Here is a 23891-nt window from a genome sequence, read left to right as displayed (position 1 = left end):
GAGTGTTCTGTTTTCCTTCCGGGATTTCTTTACCTTCACTTTAAATATTGAAAGATTAACTATATTGAATGATTAGGTGTTTTAGAAGTAAGAGAGAGTGCTTTTACAGTTTCTGGTCTGTTTATTTTATAGATTATTATTCTGGAGAAACAAGGAGTCGGGTATTTTTATGATTACTTTAAGGGAACGTGGCAGAGGATGATTGATAGGATAGAATTATAATACTAAAGGATAAATTTATTTATGTGGAGTATGATTGAAAGTACAATTTGACTAAAAATCTGATATACATTATGCCAAAATTCAGGGCATTTTCTTATCTTTGTACTATAAGATCTTAATATCTATTTATTGTTGTGAATCAGATGGTTAAATTACGGGCGATAGACTTCTTTTGCGGAGGAGGAGGAATGACGTGCGGGCTCAGGCAGGCCGGGGTGGAGGTTATGGCTGGTGTTGATTTGGCTGAGGAATGTGAAAGTACTTACGAAGCTAATAATCCGGGTACAAAATTTGTTGGGGCAGACATTACAAAATTGGAAGAAAACTATTTTGAAAAACAGTTCGGTCTTATCCGGAATGATGATAATCTGGTGTTGGTCGGGTGCAGTCCCTGCCAATATTATTCGATTATTAATACAAGCCGTGATAAGTCGCTGAAATCAAAGGATTTATTAAGGGATTTCAAGCGTTTTGCGGATTATTATAATCCGGGATTTATTTTGGTGGAGAATGTTCCGGGATTAGCAACCCGGCAGGACAGCGTGCTTCCGGAGTTTTTGGCTTTTCTGGATAGAAAAGGGTATCATTATAAATGGGATATTGTAAATATGAGTTATTACGGGGTTCCGCAATCCCGGAGACGTTTTTCTTTAGTGGCTTCGCGTTTGGGGGAAGTTGCCATGCCTGTGGCTGATACTAAGCAAAAATTGTTGAAGGATGCTATTGGGGCGGATAAAGGATTTTTTCCGGTGGAGGCCGGGCATAAAGACGACACTGCTTTTATGCATACTGTTTCCGGGTTGAGCGAAGTAAATCTGAAAAGATTGCGGAAGACCCCCCATGATGGTGGTTCCCGGCTTGCATGGAAAGATGATAAGGAATTGCAACTCCCTTGTTATGTGGGAAAGGATCACAGCTTTGCAGATGTCTATGGGCGGTTGAAATGGGATAAACCTTCTTCTACTATTACTACTATGTTTTATAAAACGTCCTGCGGGCGTTTTTCCCATCCGGATGAAGACCGGGGACTTTCTTTGCGGGAAGGGGCAACATTGCAGACTTTTCCTTTGGATTATGTGTTTAAGGCCGGAAGTATCGGAGCTAATGCCCGGCTGATCGGTAATGCGGTTCCGCCCGAATACGGCCGGCGTCTGGGTTTATTATTAAAAGAATTAAAAGAAAAATACGATGGCACGATTCAGGACGAAAGCAAGAGCGATTGAACTTTTAGGTAAGGGACAAATAGCCGATTTACCTACGGCAATTTCTGAATTGTGGAAAAACGGATATGATGCTTATGCCGGGAAACTGACTTGTAATCTTTACCTGCCTGGGTATAAGGGTAATAACTTTCCGTTCTTTACTTTGACGGATGACGGTTCCGGTATGTCGGAAAAAGATATTCTGGAGAAATGGATTGTTTTAGGGACGGATTCCAAGGCCCGCGGACGTTCTTTCCTGACTGAGAAAGAGCGTTTCGGTAAGCCTTCCCGGGTGCCGATGGGCGAAAAGGGTATCGGACGGTTGTCTGTGGCCTATCTGGGTAGTCCGATGCTGATGCTTACCAAAAAGCAAGGGGAGGTATGCCAGCTTTTATTTATGGACTGGCGGATTCTGGAAAATTATAATCTGTTTGTGGATGATATTAATATCCCGTTGAAAGAGTTTGCGGAACCGGAGGGATTCCGGCAGGATTTTACCGGAATGCTGGCTGAGTTCCTGACAAATTTTGATAATGAACAATGGACCGAACAGCCGGAATTAATGGACGTGATCAGGAAAGATGTTCGTTCTTTGGTGGTCCCGGAATTTGTTTTTGAAGAAATTTTGCCGGATTTTCTTCGTCCTGAATATCATGGTACTACTTTTCTGATATTCAAACCCAATGAACAGTTATTGGAGCTGGCGGATGCCGGAAAGGATACGGGGGATGGAAGCGATGCTGTTACTGAAATCAGACGTTCGCTCAGCGGATTATATAATGTATTTAAAAATTTTCCGGATTTTGCAACCGAATTCAATGTGGTGGATGCCGGAGGAAAATATAATATTATCAATGACTTTTTCAGTCAGGAAGACTTTCAGTCAGCAGATCATTATATCCGGGGAACTTTTGATGAAAATGGATTTTTCACTGGTACGGTCAGGGTATTTAATGAAAGTTTTGATTATAAATTCCGTCCGGTGCGTTTGCCTGGCAGGACGCCTTACGGAGTATTGTCTTTAGAGTTGGGTGTGCTTGAAGGAACACCCAACAGTTCTAAATTAGTACCTGAGGTATACCAGAGGATGTCCGGTAAAACAGAAAAATTCGGCGGTCTCTATATTTACCGGGATGATTTCCGGGTGTTGCCTTATGGCCGGGTGGATTACGATTTCCTGAAATTTGAGGAACGCAGGACAAAGGGTGCCGGTTATTATTTCTTTAGTCACCGGAATATGTTCGGATATATTGCCATCAGCCGGGAAAGTAACCGGAATCTGATCGATAAGGCCGGACGGGAAGGTTTAATTGAAAATAAGGCTTACCGGGAATTTAAGAATGACCTGATACAGCTTTTTGTCGATTTGGCAATGACTTATTTTAAGAGTATCAGTAAAGAAAATCCAGAGGTGAATTCCCGTTCTGAACAACTGAAAGAAATTCAAGCCAGAAATAAAAAAATACAGGAAGCTGAAAAGAAGAAAGCCAAGCATACCAAATCCCGGTTTATTGAGGAATTGAAGAATAACCGGGGAAGAATTATACAACTGCAGGAAGAAATCAATGAGCTGCAGAAGCGTCTGACTGCGGAGACTGCTAAGTTGGAGCTGGTGTATAATGACTATAATGAGCTGGTGTTTTTGTTGGAGGAGAAAAAAGCCGAATTGCGCCGTTTACGTTTGAATAAACCACAGGCGGCAAAACTTTCTGAGCTACAGGAAAAGAAGTTTGAGGATTATAGAACGGAATATGCCCGGACGGAAATTTTAATGAAGGAATGTGAAGAGGAAGTCGCAAAGGTGCGTCAGCGTTTCGATGTTCAGAATCTGCAGAGAGATTATGAGGAAAGATACCGGGCTGAAATGAAAGGAATCGATGCTTACATTGTTGCATGCAGAAAACGTTTTAATGCCGTATCCGGTAAATTTGACAGTTTGTTCCGTGAAGAACAGAATACTTTTGTCCGTTTGTTTGAAGAACAGGTACAGACAGGTATCCCGGAGGTGCCTAAAACCCGGGAAGATTTTGAACAGGCTATTAATGTGGTGCTGGCAACCGGGGAAGAGGTGAAAAATCAGGCTGAACAGAAATTTTCTGCTTTTTTGAACCATGTTGAGAATCTGAATTTTGAAGTCGATGATGATTTGCTGACTAATTGGTATATGGAGCAGAAGGAGAAGCTGGAAGATAAGCTGAGTATGACGAATGAATTGGCTCAATTGGGAATTTCTGTAGAAATTATTGACCATGAGTTCAATGTGTTGTATGCCAAGATGGCACAATCTGTCAATTTCCTGAGAGATTATGCCGGAGAACATCCTGAAATTCAGGATATTTGTTCCCAGTTACAGATTTCTTTCCAGCACATGGAAGCTAATTATAAGATGCTGAAACCTTTATACCGGACAACACGCCGGCAAAGGACGGAATTTACAGGGGCATATGTTTTGTCCGGTATGCAGGCTTTCTTTTCTGAAAAACTCAGACAATATCAGATTGATTTGAAAGGTTGCCCTGCTTTTCTGGGATATACTTTTTTCAGTTATGAGTCGGTAATTACTTCTGTTTTTATCAATGTCATCAATAATGCTTTGTATTGGCTTATTCCGGTGGAAGACCGGAAAATACGGATCGATTACCGTCCGGCAACGGAAGAAATCCTGGTTATGAATAATGGTGAACGTATCGACGACCGGATACTGGATGATATTTTTACTCTTTTCTTCACCCGTAAAAGAGAAGGGCGCGGGATCGGGCTTTATCTGGCCCGGATGATTCTCCGTTCTGTGGGATTGGATATTCTGGCAAGTAATGAGCAAAATGATAATAAACTGGGAGGTGCATGTTTTATCATCCGTCCTTATAAAGAAGAGTTATGTTAGAAACGGGACAGATTAAGGCGATTGTATCCGGGGCAATACAATCGGCTGTGTGTATTGACGATCAGTATCAGGAACCTTATCAGACGACTTCTGGAAAGGAATCCTTGAATATAGAATTTCCTGCCTGTTTGTACCGCTCTTTCCGGGTAAACGGGAAATGTGATTTAGATATATATAATTTTAAAGGATACGATACTTTTCTGGAAGATCAGGAATATCTGTTTAATAATAAGGAACTGCTGATTCTGGACTGGGAATTGGATCCTGAAAGTCAGGTTAAATATACCGATGCCCTGAAAGTGCTGCAGAAAGCTGTGGAATGTGATTATGTACAGTTTGTGACTTTATATACTCAGGAGGAGAATATCAATAATATTGCAGGACAGGTGTTTTCTTATTTCAGAAATTTCGGAACGGCAGAGGAACAGGAGAAGAAACTGGAAGGACTGATTGAAAAAACGGATAAGTTTCTGAAGGAAATAGAAAGTGACTGTACGGCAGATGATCTTAGGGCAGTTTTGGGTGAGGAAACAGACGGTTATTCGTTATATCCTCACCGCCGGAGAGAAATCGGAGAAAGTATCAAGCTGCAGGTAACAAAGTTGCTGCCGGAATGGAAAAAATTGTGCTCTTTTTTTTCCTCTGAATTAATCCTGGAAGCCGGATTTAATAATTCTGAGGAGTTCTATATCTGGTATGAATGCTATAAGAAAGGATATTTTTTCTGTCAAAGGGAGCCGGGTGAATTTGCGGTTATGCCCGTAAAAGCGGAGGTTCCTGCTTTACTGGTAAATAATACGCTTGTATTCATCCTGAATAAAAAAGGGACCGGGACCGGCATTTCACCGGATGATGTGTATGACCGGATATGTCAGGTAATATCCGGAGTGCCTAATATCCGCTCCTTGTTATTGTCGTTGCGGTTGAAAGAGGTATTGCACAAAAGGCTGTGTATGGTGGGGAAAGGTTTAGGAGGGCTGGATGAAAAGGCATTGGTTTATCATGCCAGTAATTATAAGCTGGATAAGGAAGAAAGCCTGATGTCGTATATCGTTACCTGTTTTGCCGGACATATTGTTCAGGAGATGACGGAAAATACTCAGTTATCGGAACTGAATGCTCTGTTGTATGAAGAAGAGCCGGAAGTACCTACACCGAAACAGTTAGCAGAATTGAATTGTTTCCTGACCTTTACGGATAAGGATAAACTGCCTGCTGAGATGCATCAATTGAAGGGCGGGGATATTTTCAGATTGACCTCGCCTGTGGAAGAGGGAAAGGAGAATACCGATATGGAGTATGTGATTTGTATTACGCAGGGATGTGATGCTTTACGGCCGGAACAGAAAATAAATTATAACTTTGCTTTTACGGGCGGAATTAAAGTTTCTAAGCTTTCCCGTGCATTGGAAAAGACTGAAGAAGAACACTTTTCTTTTTTGAGCGGGAATGAGGTGGTTAAATGGAATCTGAATTTTTTTACTCTTTATATCAAAGAGCATATTTTCAACGTAAATATTCCTATTCCTGTTACGGTTAACGGTGCTCCTAATAAGTTGGTATATATTGGGAATCAGAAAGACATTTTTTCCCAACGGGTGATTAATGCTACTTTTAACCGGGCCTTGAGAATGGGAGTCGACTTACCTCATAAAATGAAGGAATAATGAAGGGAACAAATGAAACAGAAGTTCTTTTAGTCCGGATAAATCGTTTATTCGGATTATTTATACAAAACCGGGAGATTTATTTAAAAAATGTTGGTCAGAAGGTTTCTGCTTTGGAACCGGATGTCAGAAAGTATATAACTTCTGATATTCCCGAAGTTCTGCGTTTATTCGTTGATTGGGAAAATTATAAGATAAAGGGGTCTGTTGGGGCAGGGCTGTTAACCAAAACTCCTTGGATTGCTGTTCTGGATAGTGAGATTACACATACAACGACAGAAGGAGTATATATCGTGTTTTTATTTTCTTCTGATCTGCAAAAGGTTTATATTGCTTTGATTCAGGGAACAACGATCCCCTGTAAATTCGGGAGCAGATTGAGCGTAAAGGAGATTGTCAGTCGCCGCGGATATATCCGGGAATTATTAAATATTGAAGATAAAATATTACAAACGGATAATAATCTGGATGTTGCGGATGTTCGTTATAAAGAAGGGGTGATTTATTATAGTTTGTGGGATTGGACCACAAAAAATTATAACAGTTTGGAAGTAATTCTGAAAAAGTATCTTACCCTATATAAAATGTACAAGAAAGAAATTTTTCAAAAAGATTTTTCATTTGCAGAAGCTTATCCGCTTGCCTATTCCGATCCCTACCGTAAATATTTTACAGCTATTCAGACAAAACCTTTTGTTTTGCTTGCCGGAATTTCCGGGACCGGGAAATCCCGTATTGTAAGGGAATTGGCTCAACGGAGCTGTTGTTTGGCAGAATTACAGAACAAACAAAAGCCTGGGAATTACGAAATTATCCAGGTGCGGCCGAACTGGCACGATTCAACGGAACTGATGGGGTATGTTTCAAGGATCGGAAGTGCAGGCCCTTCTTATGTGATAACCCCTTTCCTGCAATTTTTAGTAAAAGCCTGGTATTTTCGGGAGATTCCTTTCTTCCTTTGTCTGGATGAAATGAATCTGGCTCCGGTGGAACAGTATTTTGCAGAATATCTGAGTGTGATTGAAACCCGGAAGCTGACAGACGGGGAGATTGTTACCGATCCGTTATTGGTGAAAGAATGTGATGGGAAGGTTTACCATCAATTGGTGGATGAATTACTGGCACAAGACGGTTTGTCAGATCAGGAACGGATAACAGAATTGAAAAAACGTTTTTTGCGGGAAGGAATTTCCATTCCCTCCAATCTGATTGTGATGGGTACGGTAAATATGGATGAAACAACCTATTCTTTCAGCCGGAAGGTGTTGGACCGGGCGATGACAATTGAAATGAATGAGGTCGATCTGAAAAAAGAATTTAGGGAGAAGCAATTTCTGCCGGAAAATCATTTGGTTAATCCGAATGATGTTATCGGAAAGTATGCTGAGGGGAAGGATGTATACGGAGTAAATCAACCGCTTTGTGATATAATATTGGATTATCTGGAGAGAATAAATGAGGCTTTGGATAAGACTCCTTTTAAGATTGCTTACCGGATCCGTAATGAATTTATGATTTACGGAATCATAAATGCAGCACTGGATAAGGGGAATATTGAAAAATATGATATTTGGCTTGACGAGATGACGGCTATGAAGATATTATCAAGAATCGAAGGCGAAAATGAAATAGCCGGGGGAATACTTGATAAGCTGAAAGGCATAGTCCGGAAGGATGGTATTTCAGCCGGAAAAATTGAAGAAATGAAGGAAAGGGGGAAAATAAGCGGATATATATCTTATTGGTCTTAATATGCAGGTGCTGAGGGTTGAACACAGGGATTTTGAACTTTTTATAGATTCTGCTAAGTATACGGAGAATGTCAGGCGGGCTGAAAAGAAACAGGTGTTAGTGACCGGTTATGATTGGACGGGAAGCTCCGGGATACCTGAAAAAATCTATGTAAGTCAGCCTGACGGGACAGAGAAAGCTGCCGGAAAAAGTGAGGATGCTCCGGTTGTATTTTTTGAAAATACGGCTTATGATTTTATGCTTACTTTCCGTGACAGGTCTGTTGTGAAAAATGCCCGTGTATTTTCTTTGCTGAAAGAAACAAACGGGAGCTTTGTTTTCAGAAACGGTAATCTGTATGGCGGTCTGAATTTCGGAAATGACATCGGCAAGAGTCAGTTGGAGTTCCGGTATGAAATAAACGGGGAAGCCTGCAGTTTTATATTGTGGTTTGAAGTTTTTCCTGTAAAATTGGATTATAAGAATGATCTGAAAAGTATTTTACAGGATATAGAAGAGGAATATCCGAAATATGTACTGGATTATTTGCGTAAAACTTATCTGAATTTCAGGGAACAGCCTTGCGATGCCACCGGACCTGAAGTGATCTGGTGGAATATATTCAGAAGTATTCAGTCAGGATTTTTACAGGCCTGCAAAAGGATTCTGACACATCCTTCCCGGAGGTTGCTGGAATGTACGGAATATAAGAGGGCTGCCCGGATCCGCCGTTTTTCTCCGGCTCAGGAAGAAGAATATGCTATTTACCGGGAGGATGAAAAACATTTGTACCGTTGTTCAAGTCAGAATTTATCTGCAGATACTACTGAAAACAGGTTTTTGAAATATGTACTGGGAAGGGTAACAGGCCGTTACTTGTTGCTGGAAAAACGGATTCAGGGTAAATACAAAAAGAAGTTATCCGGAGAGGCCGTTCTGGAAATGGAAGAGACCGGAGAGGTATTAAAGAAATTATATTCCCATCCTTTTTTCCGTGCCGTGGGACGTTTCCGCGGAGTGCGCCAGGAATCATTGGTTTTACAGAGGGCACCCGGGTATGCTGCCGTCTGCAGGTATTGGATTATGCTGAAATGTGCTTACAGGATGCTGGATGGTATGCATCAGATGGAAACGAAAGATATTGCACATTTGTATGAAGTATGGTGTTTCATCATGCTGAAAAAAATGATAGAAGAGGAAACAGGTATATCTCCCGACCGGATCAGGACTGTTCAGGCAGACGGAAAATTTGTATTTGAGTTCCACAAAGGAACGGCATCCCGCATACAATTTATCCGGGAAGATAATTCTTTGATTGATTTGTATTATAATCCTAAATTCACTTCTGAAGATGTTGCTTCCCAATTACCGGATACCGTATCTGTAACCGTTCCCCAGCAGCCTGATATTATACTTCGTATTACTCCGAATGATTTGCACCAGGAGTATACGCTGACTTATTTATTTGATGCAAAGTACCGGCTAAAGTCAGATAAAGATGGTTGTGAACCGGATCTGCCGCCTGATGACGCCATAAACCAGATGCACCGTTACCGGGATGCCATATTTTTTAAGGATAAGGCACAGAAGGATGAACCTTTGAAAAAAGAAGTGATTGGTGGTTATATTCTGTTTCCCGGGGATGGAAAAGCGGAAGAAATCAGAAAACAACGTTATTATTTATCGGTAGGAGAGGTGAATATCGGGGCTTTCCCTTTAACCCCCCACTCGGATAACAAAGAGCTCAGGGAATTGTTACAAGGTTTTGTCGGATCTTTATTAGTGAAGGAAACGGATAAAGTCATGGAAGAAATTATTCCGCAGAAAGGAATGTTGTATGAATGTCCTAATCCGGATGTTTTAGTTGGTGTCACTCGTATCCCTCCGGAGGACTGGGAGCGTTTGTATCAGCAAAAATATGTGAGCGGGGAGCGGATACCTGCTCAGTTCGGGAAAAGAAAACTCCGTTATTTTGCCCCTTATTTTCCCGGGAAAGGAGTTGTTTGTTATTACGAAATAGAAGGATATTCCGTGCAGAAAAGAAATGAGATTTATGCTTCTTCCCATCCTTTGTATAAAAATGATCCTTCAGAACGTTTGGTGGTGAGGTTAGGAAAAAAATATGTGATAGGGGAAGATGAATATTTTGTATTGGATAATGTAAATCCGTACCGGTATGTGAATTTGAAATCCCTGACTCATCCGGTTGGAAAGAAGATAAAAATTACTCCATAGTATTGCGGGGGGAATTGTAAGGAAGTTCAGGTTCTGCAACTTGGGGTAATTCATTGGTTTCTCTGATATAAGATTGTGTTTTCCGGTAAAATTCCAATATCTGTCCGGAAAGAACACCTTCCAGGGCCAGTAATGTCTGTTCCCGTTTTTTAGGAACCAACTGGCATTCCCAGACTACCAGAACCCGCCAACCCTGTTGTTTCAGTAGGGTGTGTTCCTGAAGGTCACGCTCCTGATTTTTCCTGATTTTCTCTGTCCACCATTCAGTTTTAGTTTTCGGAATATGTGCTTTCGGGCAATTTTCGTGTCCGTGCCAGAAACACCCGTTGATGAAAATTACGGTTTTGTATTTGGTAAAAACAATATCCGGTTTTCCCGGAAGTTTTTTTACGTTCACCCGGTAACGGAAGCCTTTATTGAAAAGATACTTCCGTACAATAAGTTCCGGTTTGGTATTTTTGCTTCTGATCCGGGACATATTGTAGCTTCGGGTTTCCCGGGAATGAACGTCGGTCATAGGGTAACAATCAATTTATATTCAAAGATAGTTTTTTTCTATAATATAACGAAAAAAGATGGTCTGGAAAATAAAGAAACCTGGGCTCCCTGTGATCCCAGGTATATCGACCAGTTGATTGGAGGCTGGATGCGGGCTGGAAAGGATATGGTTGCTTTAAAACGCCGGAGTCCTTTGTCGGTATCTGCGATGCGTCCCATTCATCCTTTATTGGGAGGCCTCGAACGGGATAAAGAGAATATCACCTTTGACCGTAGTGACCGGCCTGAGTGGCATCCGGTTAATGTACGGATAGAGGGTAGTGACCGTTTAATGACAAAGGAAGAAATAGAGGCATATTTGCAGAATAATAACCGTACTTTAACCAAACGGATTTGGATTCCTGACAATACCCGGGCAACAGGTTTGTTTGTTGCTGACATGGCTATTGATTTGAGGGCTTTATTTTGCGTTACCACCAATCAGCATGAACCGGAATTGTCCCCGGAGATGATTACTGCCCTGGAAGCTGAAGGGTGGGTGAAATCGAAAAATGTTTTCGGAGAATGTCTGGTCATGCCGAAGGCTGAAAGAGAAAAGATCATTCCTGTATTGGCAAATGCTTTGATCAATTGGCGGATTACTTCCAATCAGGCCCGTACTTTTAGTCTGATGGAGACATTAGCGCTTGCTGTAAGTGATAATGCAAACCATATTGCCGGGGCCATCCGGACCAAACTGATTGAAGAAGGCGACAAGCCCAAAGCGAAATTAATCATTGACGAGACAGCAGGGGCCGAAGTGTTTGTGACGTTGCCCTGTGCGAGTTATGTGGTTACGGTGAATGAAAGGGCAACTGCTTTGGAAGAAGCGGAGAAGAAGCTGACGGATATGATATTGGCGTTTGATTATGAGAATCAATAAGGCACATAGAAACAGTTCCTGCCAGGTGATTTTGGTTACCTGGCAGGGGATTAATGAGAACTGGCAGAATTGAAATAAGCTACGGCTAACAGGTTTCCCTCCAAGACCATATTCTAAATTGAACTTGATAGAATTGAAATTGTAGTTGGTCATGTACCCCCCTTGTCAAGCGTTTTTTTAATAGGACTTTGGGAATATCTATTTAAAAAAGAAATCCAGCATTTTCCTGAAAAATCTCTGTTTGCCGGGAACGGCTTGATCGGCATCCGGGCTTTCGTCTGTAAATTGCTGAAGTAACTTTTGCAGCCATTCATAAGTCTGCTGTGCAGTCCATACATCTCCTGTTTCGATGGCTTTTCTGCTTCCGGTATCGGGTATTTCCCATAAAATGCATAATTGATCATCGGGGAATAAAAATGAATCTTCGTTTTTGATAGAATTAGCTGGTAAAAGACGGAACTTTATATTGTTTTGTGCTGAAATGGCTAAAAGATGATGATCATTGGAATTGAAACAATATTCTGATGTTGTTCCTTGCTCTGTATCGAATTTCCTGGCGTATTGGATTAACTTACGCCAATTCTCCCGGCTTGTTTCCAATAACATATAATCATTGGTATCTTTGTAAAAAGAAAAATTTTCTGCCCCGATATACTTTTGGAATTTGCTGTATTCTTCCGAATACACTTTTAAATAATCCTGAAGAATATCGAGCAATTCTTCATAAACTGCATTTTCTAAATGGACTGCATTGTTACCTAGTACTACGAATGTCTTCGTATTCTGATAGGAATGTCCCCGAAGTATAATATCATTCAGAGAATATGTTTCCAGTTTGTTTATGAGTTGAAGAATGCTCTTATGATCCAGGGTGATCATGATTGTCCGGTTACAAAAAGAAATAACACAACTTCCCTCTTCCTTCAATTTCGAGGGCAGGAAACCATTAAGTGCTATATTTTCTGTTGACCGCCAGAAATGATTATGTATTGAAAGCGAGTTTGTAACTTTCCTGCTTGCCTTGTATACCTCCGGAGGTAATAAATTGAATTCCACAAGTTGAGCTTCAGCAAATACTTTCAATTTTGAAAGTTCAAATTGTTTTTTCAAGATTTTATATTCTCGTTCGATTTTCCATTTTCCACGTTGTGCATATTCCAAAAAAAATCGTTCGGCAGGTTCACTGAACGGATGTCGGTTTTTCTGACTGTTATTATGCAAAGATTTGGTTGGTAAAATATTTTCCAGACTATCAATAGTGAAATCGTCTGCTAAATGATATTTCCGTATTTTTTCCTGAAGTACTTCAGGGGCAGTATTCTGTGGTATAATATGATCAAGATGCATGGATGAGTAATCATAAAGAAATTTACCTGTGTATGCACATCGATATTTGTATGCTTTATAAATAGCATATCGCAGAAGGGGATCGTTTTCTTTATATAATATGGCTTCTGCTGTCATTTTTTGATAAGGTATTATATCGGTTTTCATTACAACGGGAATGGCTGTTTTATAATTATTTTTAAATAGCTTATTTTCAGTTTACCTTTAATTGATTGCTGAATAGAAAGCGCAACTATCGGATTCGCATTTACCGATGTGAAATGTATTTTGATTGTGTAATATACTGATAATCAATATATGTTTATGTGTCAAAATGCCTTTGAGGGACAAACGGGGGACAAAAATATGCTGTCCAAAAGAAAATAAAAGCAAATACATAATATCATTTTCATTGTGTCATACTCTGCCTTGTGAGTGGTACATGGTTGTTGTTTCTATGTATTCTGCAGAAACTTCAATAGCGGTACGTGGAAAAGCCACGCGACTTTGACCCTTTTGGCCACGCAGGATTTGCCCACCTTTGGCTACAATATGATTGACCCTTTAAAGTCCTGGTGTTGGGGGTCAATTTTATTTTACCCTTTTAAAATTTCTCGTTTTTCTTAGACCTTAACTTTCGCATACTTTCACCATATAGCTCTATGGTATGAGCTGTATGTATGATACGATCAAGGATTGCATCGGCTATTGTCGGGTCACCTACCATGTCATACCAATTGGAGGATGGGTACTGCGATGTGATGATGATGGATTTCCGTTCATGCCTGTCCTCGATGATTTCAAGCAGTATGGGACGCTCCTTTGCGTCAAGCGGTACGATGAACAGGTCGTCAAGGATGAGTAGTTGGCAGCGCTCAATCTTCTTGAGTTCCGTTTCAAGTGTACCTTTGACTTTGGCGACTTTCAGCGCACCGAGCAGTTTCGGGGCATTGGCATAGAAGGTCCGGAATCCCCTTTTGCATGCTTCGTGGCCGAGGGCACAGGCCAGATAGCTTTTCCCCGTTCCTGAAGAACCGGTAATGAAAAGGTTCTGTGCCTTATGCACAAAATCAAGGGTGGCGAGACGTTCCATCTGGTTGCGCTCCAGCCCCCGGTTCGTGGCATAGTCAATCTGTTCAATATAGGCCTTGTAGCGGAATGCCGCATTCTTGGTAAGCCGTGCAATGGCAGCCTGTGCACGATAGTCCCATTCGCGTGCAAGGAGCATGGACAGGAACATGTCCGCAGTCATGGATTGCGGAGTGGTACCGGCAAGACTTTCCCTGAAAGCCTCTGCCATACCATGCAATTTCATGCGGTTCATTAAATCCAGTGATATGGTATTCTGGTCTTGTTGTCCCGTTACGGGAGCTGTTTTATTGTTTACTTCCATAAATATGAGTTTTATTGTTTGTCCTTTCTGTAATATTCACGTCCACGTATATTTTTGTGGGTCAATGGAGCCGGGGAAGTCACGTTGGGCTGTACTTTCCCGTCCTCATCGGGAAGGAAATCCGCATCTTCTCCCAGTTCAAGCACCTCGCGCAAGGCCTGATATCCGTATTGCAACTTCTGGTCCGCACATGCACAAGCCGCAACCAGACGGTCACGACCGTATTTTTTCTCCAGGGTCAGGATGCCACGGCATGACCTGAACGCTTTGGGTGGATATTGCATGGCACGCTCCACTTCCCGTAGATAGTTCAATACAATATTGTCTATTTCCGAGGCACGCCGGAAGAGTTCCTCCAAGTCCTTGTCATAGGGACCATAGTGTCCCGGCAGGTTGTGCTCCTTTTTCCAGGAATAAGCGTAAGGAATGTCACAGCGGTCATGGGTGGAGACAAGGCTCATGCCACAGTAGATTTCCACCGTGTCGGCATCATAGAGAATCGTCATGCGCCTGCCTACATACTCCTTTGGAACGCTGTAATGGTGTTTGAACAACGAGACGTAAGAGTTATTCCCGACAGTCATTAGCTTCCTTTCTTTCACCACGTAACGTTTCACGGGAAGCGGTCGAAGATAGTCCTTCTCTCCCTGAAGGAACATTTTCTTGCGTGACATCTCCCGTCCGGCCATCACCTTTTCATTGAAATCAAGCAGGGAGATACGGATAGCGGTATTGAGATCCTCCAGGCTGGAGAATGTCATTCCCTCCATATCAAGGTAAATGGAACGGTAAAGGAGCTTTACGGCATTTTCAACCAAGGCCTTGTCCTTGGGGTGGCGTACACGGGCAGGATAGACCGCACAGCCGTAATGTTCGGCAAAAGCGGCGAAATCATCATTGATGGCAGGCTCGTTGCGGTCGCTGCGTGTAACGGCCGCCTTCAAATTGTCGGGGACGATAGCCGCAGGAACGCCTTCAAAATATTGCATGGCATTCTCGCATGCCTTTATCAGGTCTTCCTTGCGTTGGGACCATACGGCCTCGCAGTAGGTATAATGGCTGAACGGAAGAATGGCGACGAACACCTCGGCCTTTTTCGTCTCACCTGTCATTTCATCAACGACTTCAAGCCTATCACCGGCAAAGTCAATATACATCTGGTCTGCGGCATAGTGCTCGACATGACCGACGACCTTGATGTGAAACTTGTACTGACGGACAGCCCGTTTGAAGGAAGACAACCGGAAACCGTCCGGATATTCGGCATGGTATTCCTTGAACAGTTTTCGGACACTCATGCCTTTGCGTGACAGGCGGGATACATATCCGGGAAGCAAGGCATCCAGTTCGATCCTTCTGGAAGAAGGTTCCCGATGCCGGGACTCCGTACAGCCGAACAGTTCATCCAACTGCCCATCGGGTAGGGAAAGAAGCTGTTCAATGCTCTTGCCGCTTGAAAGGAACAAGCGGACATACTTGCGGACAGTATTACGGGAAGTATGAAACGTGGACGCCGTTTCCTTGATTCCCATGCCGACCGCATAACATCTTAAAATGTTTTTGATTCGTTTATCCATTTGTATAGATTTTATTATCGTCCCCGTTACACCAGGACTCGGGTACTCAAATCTACACAAAAAAATCTATGACAATAGGTAAACTAAGTGGTCAATGCGATTTTGGCCAAAAGGGTCAATCATATTGTAACCAAAGGGGACAATCCTGCGTGGCCAAAAGGGTCAAAGTCGCGTGGCTTTTCCACGGGTCGGTCGTTTTCGTTTCAGGGGCTTAAAAAGGTAGGGCTTAGGACAAACAAGGTTTTACGGCGAGAATACTACCTGCAATGAAATGGAAGTGTGGAGATTGTCGCCTAAACGGCTTGCCGCCCCGACCTTTTTTGTACGTGAAAGCCCGGAACTACCTTTGCCGCTGACAACGAACAACCGATCCCGATGCGAATACATAGAATGGAACGTGGAGAGGAACACCGCAGAGGATAGAGCGAAAAAATGAAAGGCAGCCTTCACAAGTAAGACTGCCACAACAATCAGCAATAAGACGAAAAAATAGAATCAGCTGACTGAATAGAGAGCCGTCAGAAAAGAAAAACAGAGAAAGTTTCGTCTTTCTCCGTAGATAGTATTACCTTTGAAGTAGGTTATTCAAGGTACACAAAGCATTGTATATTATTGCAGAAGATAGGTCGCTAAATCATTACCTACTGCATTTCATGACTCATTCGACTGTTGATAGCCAATTACTTATACCTAAATGATAGATTTTTTGAAAAAAAGTGTATAAAAAATTTGGAACTGGGGTATTAATGATGCTATCTTTGCAGCCGCAATCAGGAACCGATGTATTGAACAAACGGAGGAGGTGAGAGGGTAGGATGTGTTGGCTTACAGGTTTTTATGTTGTGCAGAGTTCTTCAGGATATTGCCCTGGTCGGGTTCTGAAAAAAAACTTCAAAAATTTCTTTTGAAAAGTTTGGAAGTAATGAAAAAGTCCTTACCTTTGCAGCCGCTTTCCGAAACGAAGCGGACGTTCTGAAACATTTTGACTGATGTGTTTTTCATCTTTTGCGGATGAAGCCTGCAGAAGCTTTCTTCTACGGCGGTTCCGAAAAAAAAGTTTGAAAAAAAAGTGCGGAAAGATTTGGAGGGAATATGTAAAAGTATTTATCTTTGCATCCGCTTTCGCCTCGTAAGTGGGGCGGGTAAAAGAGAAGCAAAAAGAGTTCTTAAAGATATTGAAAGGTTTGAAAACAAACAGCAAGTGCGAGTCCGAGAAGAGATTCAACGGATATAATGACTGAGCGAAAGAGATAATTTTAAAAAGTTTTATTACTATGAAGAGTTTGATCCTGGCTCAGGATGAACGCTAGCGACAGGCTTAACACATGCAAGTCGAGGGGCAGCATGAGGTAGCAATACCTTGATGGCGACCGGCGCACGGGTGAGTAACGCGTATGCAACCTGCCTGATACCGGGGTATAGCCCATGGAAACGTGGATTAACACCCCATAGTACTTTTATCCTGCCTGGGATGGGAGTTAAATGTTCAAGGTATCGGATGGGCATGCGTCCTATTAGTTAGTTGGCGGGGTAACAGCCCACCAAGACGATGATAGGTAGGGGTTCTGAGAGGAAGGTCCCCCACATTGGAACTGAGACACGGTCCAAACTCCTACGGGAGGCAGCAGTGAGGAATATTGGTCAATGGACGTAAGTCTGAACCAGCCAAGTCGCGTGAGGGAAGACTGCCCTATGGGTTGTAAACCTCTTTTATAAGGGAAGAATAAGTTCTACGTGTAGAATGATGCCTGTACCTTATGAATAAGCATCGGCTAACTCCGTGCCAGCAGCCGCGGTAATACGGAGGATGCGAGCGTTATCCGGATTTATTGGGTTTAAAGGGTGCGTAGGCGGTTTATTAAGTTAGTGGTTAAATATTTGAGCTAAACTCAATTGTGCCATTAATACTGGTAAACTGGAGTACAGACGAGGTAGGCGGAATAAGTTAAGTAGCGGTGAAATGCATAGATATAACTTAGAACTCCGATAGCGAAGGCAGCTTACCAGACTGTAACTGACGCTGATGCACGAGAGCGTGGGTAGCGAACAGGATTAGATACCCTGGTAGTCCACGCCGTAAACGATGCTCACTGGTTCTGTGCGATATATTGTACGGGATTAAGCGAAAGTATTAAGTGAGCCACCTGGGGAGTACGTCGGCAACGATGAAACTCAAAGGAATTGACGGGGGCCCGCACAAGCGGAGGAACATGTGGTTTAATTCGATGATACGCGAGGAACCTTACCTGGGTTTAAATGGGAAATGCCGTATTTGGAAACAGATATTCTCTTCGGAGCGTTTTTCAAGGTGCTGCATGGTTGTCGTCAGCTCGTGCCGTGAGGTGTCGGGTTAAGTCCCATAACGAGCGCAACCCTTACCGTTAGTTGCTAGCATGTAATGATGAGCACTCTAACGGGACTGCCACCGTAAGGTGAGAGGAAGGCGGGGATGACGTCAAATCAGCACGGCCCTTACACCCAGGGCTACACACGTGTTACAATGGCCGGTACAGAGGGCCGCTACCAGGTGACTGGATGCCAATCTCAAAAGCCGGTCGTAGTTCGGATTGGAGTCTGTAACCCGACTCCATGAAGTTGGATTCGCTAGTAATCGCGCATCAGCCATGGCGCGGTGAATACGTTCCCGGGCCTTGTACACACCGCCCGTCAAGCCATGGAAGCCGGGGGTGCCTGAAGTCCGTAACCGCGAGGATCGGCCTAGGGCAAAACTGGTAACTGGGGCTAAGTCGTAACAAGGTAGCCGTACCGGAAGGTGCGGCTGGAACACCTCCTTTCTGGAGATCAGTTATTATCTGCACTTGCTGGCAAAACCTTCAACCTTTACCATAAGCTGACAGCTAGGAAGCTAAAAAGCTAAAAGCCGGAAGGCTTAGTGCCTTTAGCGTGTAGCCTTCAAGCTGATAGCCTTAGTCAGTCTCTTAGCTCAGTTGGTTAGAGCGCTACACTGATAATGTAGAGGTCCGCGGTTCAACTCCGCGAGGGACTACTCAAAAGCCCGAAAGTGAAAAGCTAAATGCAATAAGCTTTTAGCATATAGCCTTCATGCTTGTAACTTCTTCGGGGGATTAGCTCAGTTGGCTAGAGCGCCTGCTTTGCACGCAGGAGGTCAAGGGTTCGACTCCCTTATTCTCCACAGAGTCCGTAAGGACACAGTTCTTTGACATACTGGAAAGATGGAAAAATATATTCCACAACAATGAGCAAAAACAGAAATTATATAAATGTTTTACGACATTAATGATTTCCGAGTAAGCTGAAAGTATAAATTAAAGTAAATAATAAAGGGCGTATGGTGGATGCCTAGGCTCTCAGAGGCGATGAAGGACGTGATAAGCTGCGAAAAGCTCCGTTTAGGTGCAAATAACCTTTGATGCGGAGATCTCCGAATGGGATAACCCAATATGTTGAAGACATATTATACCGTAAGGTAGGCAAACGCAGGGAACTGAAACATCTAAGTACCTGCAGGAGAAGAAAACAAACGTGATTCCCCCAGTAGCGGCGAGCGACCGGGGAAAAGCCCAAACCGTTATTGTTTCGGCATTAACGGGGTAGTAGGACTGCAAGCTTGATGAAATAAATGAAATGGAACACCTTGGAAAATGTGATCACAGAGGGTGATAATCCCGTACATGCAAGTTTATGAATCATAGCAGACTCCTGAGTAAGTCGGGACACGTGTAATCCTGACCGAATCCGCCGGGACCATCCGGCAAGGCTAAATACTCCTGAGAGACCGATAGTGAACCAGTACCGTGAGGGAAAGGTGAAAAGCACTTCGAACAGAAGAGTGAAATAGTCCCTGAACCCATACGCCTACAAGCAGTCGGAGCCGCTTCGTGCGGTGACGGCGTGCCTTTTGCATAATGAGCCTACGAGTTACTCATCACCAGCGAGGTTAAGTACTTCAGGTACGTAAGCCGAAGCGAAAGCGAGTCTGAATAGGGCGTCAAGTTGGTGGTGGTAGACGCGAAACCTTAGTGATCTACCCATGGGCAGGGTGAAGGTTTGGTAACACAAACTGGAGGCCCGAACCGGTAAACGTTGAAAAGTTTTCGGATGACCTGTGGGTAGGGGTGAAAGGCCAATCAAACTGGGAAATAGCTCGTACTCTCCGAAATGCATTTAGGTGCAGCCTCTGTTGTTTTGTTCTAGAGGTAGAGCTACTGATTGGATGCGAGGGCTTCACCGCCTATCAAATCCGGCCAAACTCCGAATGCTAGAACATGAAGACAGGGAGTGAGCCAGCGGGTGCTAAGGTCCGTTGACGAAAGAGGGAGAACTCAGACCATCAGCTAAGGTCCCCAATTATATGCTAAGTTGGAATTAAAACGGGGTGGGACTGCTTAGACAGCTAGGATGTTGGCTTGGAAGCAGCCATTCATTTAAAGAGTGCGTAACAGCTCACTAGTCGAGCGGTCCTGCATGGATAATACGCGGGCATAAGCATATAACCGAAGCTATGGGATTGTAGATGATACAATCGGTAGGAGAGCATTCCATTCAGCATAGAAGCAGTATCGTGAGGTATTGTGGAGCGGATGGAAAAGCAAATGTAGGCATAAGTAACGATAATGCGGGTGAGAACCCCGCACGCCGAAAGATCAAGGATTCCCCGGCAATGTCAATCATCCGGGGGTAAGTCGGATCCTAAGGGTAAGCCGAGTGGCGATCCCGATGGCAAACAGGTTAATATTCCTGTACTGATCATAACTGCGATGCAGCGACGCAGAGGTGACACTGCTGCGTACTGACGGAATAGTACGTTGAAACCCGTATTCTTTGATACCGGTAGTGAAGCACGCCGGTAGAGATGAAAGGTGATAGTACCGCAATGCTTCGGTTGCGCGGATAATGCAGGTAAGCTGACTGCCAAGAAAACCTGCTAAGCTTCAGGTAATGATCATCCGTACTGTAAACGGACACACGTGATCAGGTAGAAAATACTAAGGCGCTCGAGAGATTCATGGTTAAGGAACTAGGCAAAATGGTCCTGTAACTTCGGGATAAAGGACGCTCTTGTGAAAGAGCCGCAGATAATAGGCCCAGGCGACTGTTTACCAAAAACACATGGCTATGCTAATTCGCAAGAAGATGTATATGGCCTGACACCTGCCCGGTGCCGGAAGGTTAAGAGGAGAGCTCAGAGGTAACTCGAAGGTTTGAATTGAAGCCCCGGTAAACGGCGGCCGTAACTATAACGGTCCTAAGGTAGCGAAATTCCTTGTCGGGTAAGTTCCGACCTGCACGAATGGTGTAACGATCTGGGTACTGTCTCAACCATGAGCTCGGTGAAATTGTAGTTCCGGTGAAGATGCCGGATACCCGCAACGGGACGGAAAGACCCCGTGAACCTTTACTGCAGCTTTGCATTGATTTTGGGTAACAGATGTGTAGGATAGGTCGGAGGCTTTGATGCTGCGTCGTCAGGCGTAGAGTAGCCGTCGTTGAAATACGACCCTTTTGTTATCTGAGGTCTAATCCCGTTAGGGAGACATTGCATGGTGGGTAGTTTGACTGGGGTGGTCGCCTCCAAAAGTGTAACGGAGGCTTCTCAAGGTACCCTCAAGGCGTTTGGTAATCGTCTGCAGAGTGCAATGGCATAAGGGTGCTTGACTGTGAGACCGACACGTCGATCAGGTTGGAAACAAGAGCATAGTGATCCGGTGGTTCCGCATGGAAGGGCCATCGCTCAAAGGATAAAAGGTACTCCGGGGATAACAGGCTGATCGCTCCCAAGAGCTCATATCGACGGAGCGGTTTGGCACCTCGATGTCGGCTCGTCACATCCTGGGGCTGGAGAAGGTCCCAAGGGTTCGGCTGTTCGCCGATTAAAGTGGCACGCGAGCTGGGTTCAGAACGTCGTGAGACAGTTCGGTCCCTATCTGTTGTGGGCGCAGGATATTTGAGGAGCTCTGACTCTAGTACGAGAGGACCGGGTTGGACATACCTCTGGTGAATCAGTTGTGTCGCCAGATGCACTGCTGAGTAGCTATGTATGGATTGGATAAGCGCTGAAAGCATCTAAGCGCGAAGCCAGCTTCAAGATGAGATATCCTTACAGGGTCGTTCGAGATGAGAACGTTGATAGGTTGCAGGTGTATAGTCGGTGACGGCACAGCCGAGCAATACTAATTACCCGAATGTTTACTTTAAGCGGAGTATATTCTTCTTTATCTTTCCGGTGTAAATGTCAAAACGGCGAGGTAGCTCAGCTGGTTAGAGCGCATGATTCATAATCATGAGGTCGGCGGTTCAAGCCCGCCTCTCGCTACCAAACTAAAGATTACAGAGCAAGAGTGTTCGATGGTACGTAATCATAGAATTGAAAATATTAAAAGGTGTCTATAACCGGGGGGATCCACCTCTTTCCATTCCGAACAGAGAAGTTAAGCCCCTGAGTGCCGATGGTACTGCCTTATGGTGGGAGAGTAGGTTGGCGCCGAATTGTGAAAGCGAGTTACGAAAGTGACTCGCTTTTTTTTTCGGACATCCAGGGGCGGGTCTTTAGCGATCAATCGCTTCCCTCCCCCGTGAACTATAGTGTTTCGATGGTGAACAGTTGGTGAGGATCGAGTTTAAGGGTGGCGAAACCTTTCGCGGAAGTTGACAAGTCGGCGGGGAGATGGCGGTTCATATATTCCCGGTTGTTGGGGTCGAAACTGACTTTCCAGCCTTTTCCGGCTTTATTTTTTAAGTAAAAACACATGTTTTCCGGATCGCCTTGCTGGTAACGGTGTGTACCCGGTGTGCAACCGGTGATAAACATCGCTCCGTCGATCGGACAATTTTGCATTTCTGCCGTTAAAGTATACGCTTGGGGATCTTCCTGCTGATTGTATAATTGTTGCATTACCTGAGTTGCCCCCAAAATTCCTAAAGCTAAGCCGGGACAGATATGTCCATGGAATTGTGCAGCTTTTAATAATAACTCATCGGTTTCATTCTGCATGATATTTCGGACAATGTCGATGCGGGGCGAATCTGCCTGAATGGTTTGGTGAACATGTTTTTGGTCGAAGACAGAGGTATCGCAATATTTAATATCGATCACCGGAGAACCGTCTAAAGCATCGGCTCCTTCGACATACAATTTGCCACCTTCCCGCCGAATCAGTTTTACGGTAGTTATTCCCAGATGGTTCGGGCGTTTGGGGGAACGGGAAGCAAATACACCTTTCATTTCACCGGAACGGATGCGGGTGACCAGTTCGGTACGCTTTTCATGATGAAAAGAAAATACAAGATCGAGGTATTCAGCTTGTTCTATATCCTGTAAACCTTCCGAATATTCGGGAAGAATCTCGATTTCTGAAATTTCTTTTTTTATAAACTCAGGTGCTTGGCTGGTGGTACATGTATTATGTACGAAACCGATAGGTTCTAGAACAATCATAGTCACAATAGGTAAAAGATTCGTGGTAAAATGTAAAAAATTCATTGTTTTTGATTTTATTGAGGTATTATACAGATACAATCGTTATGACGGAGGATATCGACCTGGATGTCGTAAAGGTTTTCTATATTTTCCGGAGTATAGACGGATTGCATACCGGAGGCGAAGATCCGGCCCTGTTTCAGCATAAGTGCCTTATTGCAAAAGCGGGCAGCCATATTGATATCGTGGATGGTAATAATAACCAGGATACCTTCTTGGGTCAGTTGCCGCAATAGTTTCATCACTTTCATCTGATGATTGATATCCAGGTTGGCGATAGGTTCGTCCAATAGCAGGATGGAGGGCTGTTGGGCTAAAGCTCTGGCAATGAATACTCTTTGTTGTTGTCCGCCACTCAGGGTGTTCAGATTACGCATAGCGACTTCATCCAGTTCGAGACGGGTGAGTAGCCGGCTGACCAATTCCATATCTTCCGGAGCCGGTCTGCTGTGAATATACGGCTTACGTCCCAATAGTACCGTATCGAACACATTGATCCCGCTGATCGAGTCTGTTGATTGGGGAATATAGGCGACTATCCTGGAGAGTTTCGACGCAGAAAGGGCTGAGAGGGAAATATTCCCGATTTCGATATGGCCTGTATTGATTTTCAATATCCGGCTGATACATTTCAGGAGAGTACTTTTCCCCGAGCCGTTTTGTCCGATGATCGCCAGCATATCACCTGCTCCTGCCTCGAAGGAGATATCCTGTAATGCCCGGAAGCCACTGTAACTGAACGATAGGTCTTTGACTTTAATTTGTATCATATCTT

At 43.8% G+C, this 23891-nt stretch carries 13 protein-coding genes, 3 tRNA genes and 3 rRNA genes; 12 read left to right on the top strand and 7 right to left on the bottom strand.

The window, feature by feature from the left end; all coding sequences use genetic code 11:
- Positions 1-365 precede the first annotated feature (365 nt).
- The 5 genes from ODOSP_RS06280 to ODOSP_RS06260 are packed head-to-tail and all read left to right on the top strand — an operon-like array spanning position 366 to position 9941.
- Complete coding sequence (locus ODOSP_RS06280) at positions 366-1445, top strand: DNA cytosine methyltransferase (protein WP_013611528.1); 1080 nt, start codon at positions 366-368, stop codon at positions 1443-1445.
- Positions 1411-4308, top strand: a complete 2898-nt coding sequence (locus ODOSP_RS06275) for an ATP-binding protein (RefSeq protein ID WP_013611527.1) — start codon at positions 1411-1413, stop codon at positions 4306-4308. Before ODOSP_RS06280 ends, ODOSP_RS06275 begins: the two co-directional genes overlap by 35 nt.
- A complete protein-coding gene (locus ODOSP_RS06270) occupies positions 4302-5975 on the top strand; it encodes a response regulator receiver domain (protein WP_013611526.1) in 1674 nt (557 codons plus the stop codon). Before ODOSP_RS06275 ends, ODOSP_RS06270 begins: the two co-directional genes overlap by 7 nt.
- The gene (locus ODOSP_RS06265; RefSeq protein WP_013611525.1) at positions 5975-7726 is read left to right on the top strand and encodes an MrcB family domain-containing protein; all 1752 of its coding nucleotides are present in this window, start codon (positions 5975-5977) and stop codon (positions 7724-7726) included. The genes ODOSP_RS06270 and ODOSP_RS06265 overlap by 1 nt, the downstream gene beginning before the upstream one ends.
- Before the next feature lies 1 nt (position 7727).
- Positions 7728-9941: a DUF2357 domain-containing protein gene (locus ODOSP_RS06260; protein WP_013611524.1), complete on the top strand. Its 2214-nt coding sequence runs from the start codon at positions 7728-7730 to the stop codon at positions 9939-9941.
- On the opposite strand, the gene ODOSP_RS06255 is transcribed toward ODOSP_RS06260, so the two are convergent.
- Positions 9931-10458: a very short patch repair endonuclease gene (locus ODOSP_RS06255; protein WP_013611523.1), complete on the bottom strand. Its 528-nt coding sequence runs from the start codon at positions 10456-10458 to the stop codon at positions 9931-9933. The two genes, ODOSP_RS06260 and ODOSP_RS06255, sit on opposite strands and share 11 nt — an antisense overlap.
- Here ODOSP_RS06255 and ODOSP_RS06250 point away from each other — a divergent pair.
- A complete protein-coding gene (locus ODOSP_RS06250; RefSeq protein ID WP_118108348.1) occupies positions 10444-11361 on the top strand; it encodes a CRISPR-associated protein Cas7 in 918 nt (305 codons plus the stop codon). The two genes, ODOSP_RS06255 and ODOSP_RS06250, sit on opposite strands and share 15 nt — an antisense overlap.
- A 198-nt stretch (positions 11362-11559) precedes the next feature.
- On the opposite strand, the gene ODOSP_RS06245 is transcribed toward ODOSP_RS06250, so the two are convergent.
- The 4 genes from ODOSP_RS06245 to ODOSP_RS20155 all read right to left on the bottom strand — a co-directional run bounded on the left by ODOSP_RS06245 (position 11560) and on the right by ODOSP_RS20155 (position 16122).
- Positions 11560-12855, bottom strand: coding sequence for an HNH endonuclease (locus ODOSP_RS06245; protein WP_013611522.1), 1296 nt, complete (start codon positions 12853-12855; stop codon positions 11560-11562).
- Positions 12856-13291: 436 nt separating this feature from the next.
- Complete coding sequence (istB, locus tag ODOSP_RS06240; protein ID WP_013611521.1) at positions 13292-14080, bottom strand: IS21-like element helper ATPase IstB; 789 nt, start codon at positions 14078-14080, stop codon at positions 13292-13294.
- Between the two features lie 11 nt (positions 14081-14091).
- Positions 14092-15657: an IS21 family transposase gene (gene istA / locus ODOSP_RS06235; protein WP_013611164.1), complete on the bottom strand. Its 1566-nt coding sequence runs from the start codon at positions 15655-15657 to the stop codon at positions 14092-14094.
- 243 nt (positions 15658-15900) lie between these two features.
- Positions 15901-16122 (bottom strand): hypothetical protein, encoded by a 222-nt coding sequence (locus tag ODOSP_RS20155; protein WP_228026176.1) that lies wholly within the window; start codon positions 16120-16122, stop codon positions 15901-15903.
- An 806-nt stretch (positions 16123-16928) separates the two neighbouring features.
- Between ODOSP_RS20155 and ODOSP_RS06230 the strand changes: the two genes are divergently transcribed.
- The 6 genes from ODOSP_RS06230 to rrf all read left to right on the top strand — a co-directional run bounded on the left by ODOSP_RS06230 (position 16929) and on the right by rrf (position 22126).
- Positions 16929-18452 (top strand): 16S ribosomal RNA (locus ODOSP_RS06230).
- Between the two features lie 138 nt (positions 18453-18590).
- Positions 18591-18664 (top strand) — tRNA-Ile (locus ODOSP_RS06225).
- A gap of 73 nt (positions 18665-18737) precedes the next feature.
- Positions 18738-18811, top strand: a tRNA-Ala gene (locus ODOSP_RS06220).
- Positions 18812-18947: 136 nt separating this feature from the next.
- A 23S ribosomal RNA gene (locus tag ODOSP_RS06215) occupies positions 18948-21833 on the top strand.
- Positions 21834-21878: 45 nt separating this feature from the next.
- A tRNA-Met gene (locus tag ODOSP_RS06210) sits at positions 21879-21955 on the top strand.
- A 60-nt stretch (positions 21956-22015) separates the two neighbouring features.
- Positions 22016-22126, top strand: a 5S ribosomal RNA gene (gene rrf, locus ODOSP_RS06205).
- The 16S, 23S and 5S rRNA genes sit together here with 3 tRNA genes alongside, the layout of an rRNA operon.
- A 90-nt stretch (positions 22127-22216) precedes the next feature.
- Here the strand turns inward: rrf and tsaA are convergent.
- Both tsaA and ODOSP_RS06195 read right to left on the bottom strand, forming a co-directional pair.
- Complete coding sequence (gene tsaA / locus ODOSP_RS06200; protein WP_013611520.1) at positions 22217-23119, bottom strand: tRNA (N6-threonylcarbamoyladenosine(37)-N6)-methyltransferase TrmO; 903 nt, start codon at positions 23117-23119, stop codon at positions 22217-22219.
- 11 nt (positions 23120-23130) lie between these two features.
- Entirely contained in the window at positions 23131-23886 is a 756-nt protein-coding gene (locus ODOSP_RS06195; protein WP_013611519.1) for an ABC transporter ATP-binding protein, read from the bottom strand.
- Positions 23887-23891 lie beyond the last annotated feature (5 nt).

This window comes from Odoribacter splanchnicus DSM 20712 (assembly GCF_000190535.1).
Taxonomy (GTDB): domain Bacteria; phylum Bacteroidota; class Bacteroidia; order Bacteroidales; family Marinifilaceae; genus Odoribacter; species Odoribacter splanchnicus.
The sequence above is the reverse complement of the archived record's forward strand: the minus strand, read 5'-3'. Positions and strand labels throughout refer to the sequence as shown.

Coding starts and splice junctions, on each gene's coding strand:
- ODOSP_RS06280 (WP_013611528.1), top strand. CDS start 366: ATGGTTAAATTACGGGCGATAGACTTCTTTTGCGGAGGAGGAGGAATG.
- ODOSP_RS06275 (WP_013611527.1), top strand. CDS start 1,411: ATGGCACGATTCAGGACGAAAGCAAGAGCGATTGAACTTTTAGGTAAG.
- ODOSP_RS06270 (WP_013611526.1), top strand. CDS start 4,302: ATGTTAGAAACGGGACAGATTAAGGCGATTGTATCCGGGGCAATACAA.
- ODOSP_RS06265 (WP_013611525.1), top strand. CDS start 5,975: ATGAAGGGAACAAATGAAACAGAAGTTCTTTTAGTCCGGATAAATCGT.
- ODOSP_RS06260 (WP_013611524.1), top strand. CDS start 7,728: ATGCAGGTGCTGAGGGTTGAACACAGGGATTTTGAACTTTTTATAGAT.
- ODOSP_RS06250 (WP_118108348.1), top strand. CDS start 10,444: ATGAACGTCGGTCATAGGGTAACAATCAATTTATATTCAAAGATAGTT.
- ODOSP_RS06255 (WP_013611523.1), bottom strand. CDS start 10,458: ATGACCGACGTTCATTCCCGGGAAACCCGAAGCTACAATATGTCCCGG.
- ODOSP_RS06245 (WP_013611522.1), bottom strand. CDS start 12,855: ATGAAAACCGATATAATACCTTATCAAAAAATGACAGCAGAAGCCATA.
- istB (WP_013611521.1), bottom strand. CDS start 14,080: ATGGAAGTAAACAATAAAACAGCTCCCGTAACGGGACAACAAGACCAG.
- istA (WP_013611164.1), bottom strand. CDS start 15,657: ATGGATAAACGAATCAAAAACATTTTAAGATGTTATGCGGTCGGCATG.
- tsaA (WP_013611520.1), bottom strand. CDS start 23,119: ATGAATTTTTTACATTTTACCACGAATCTTTTACCTATTGTGACTATG.
- ODOSP_RS06195 (WP_013611519.1), bottom strand. CDS start 23,886: ATGATACAAATTAAAGTCAAAGACCTATCGTTCAGTTACAGTGGCTTC.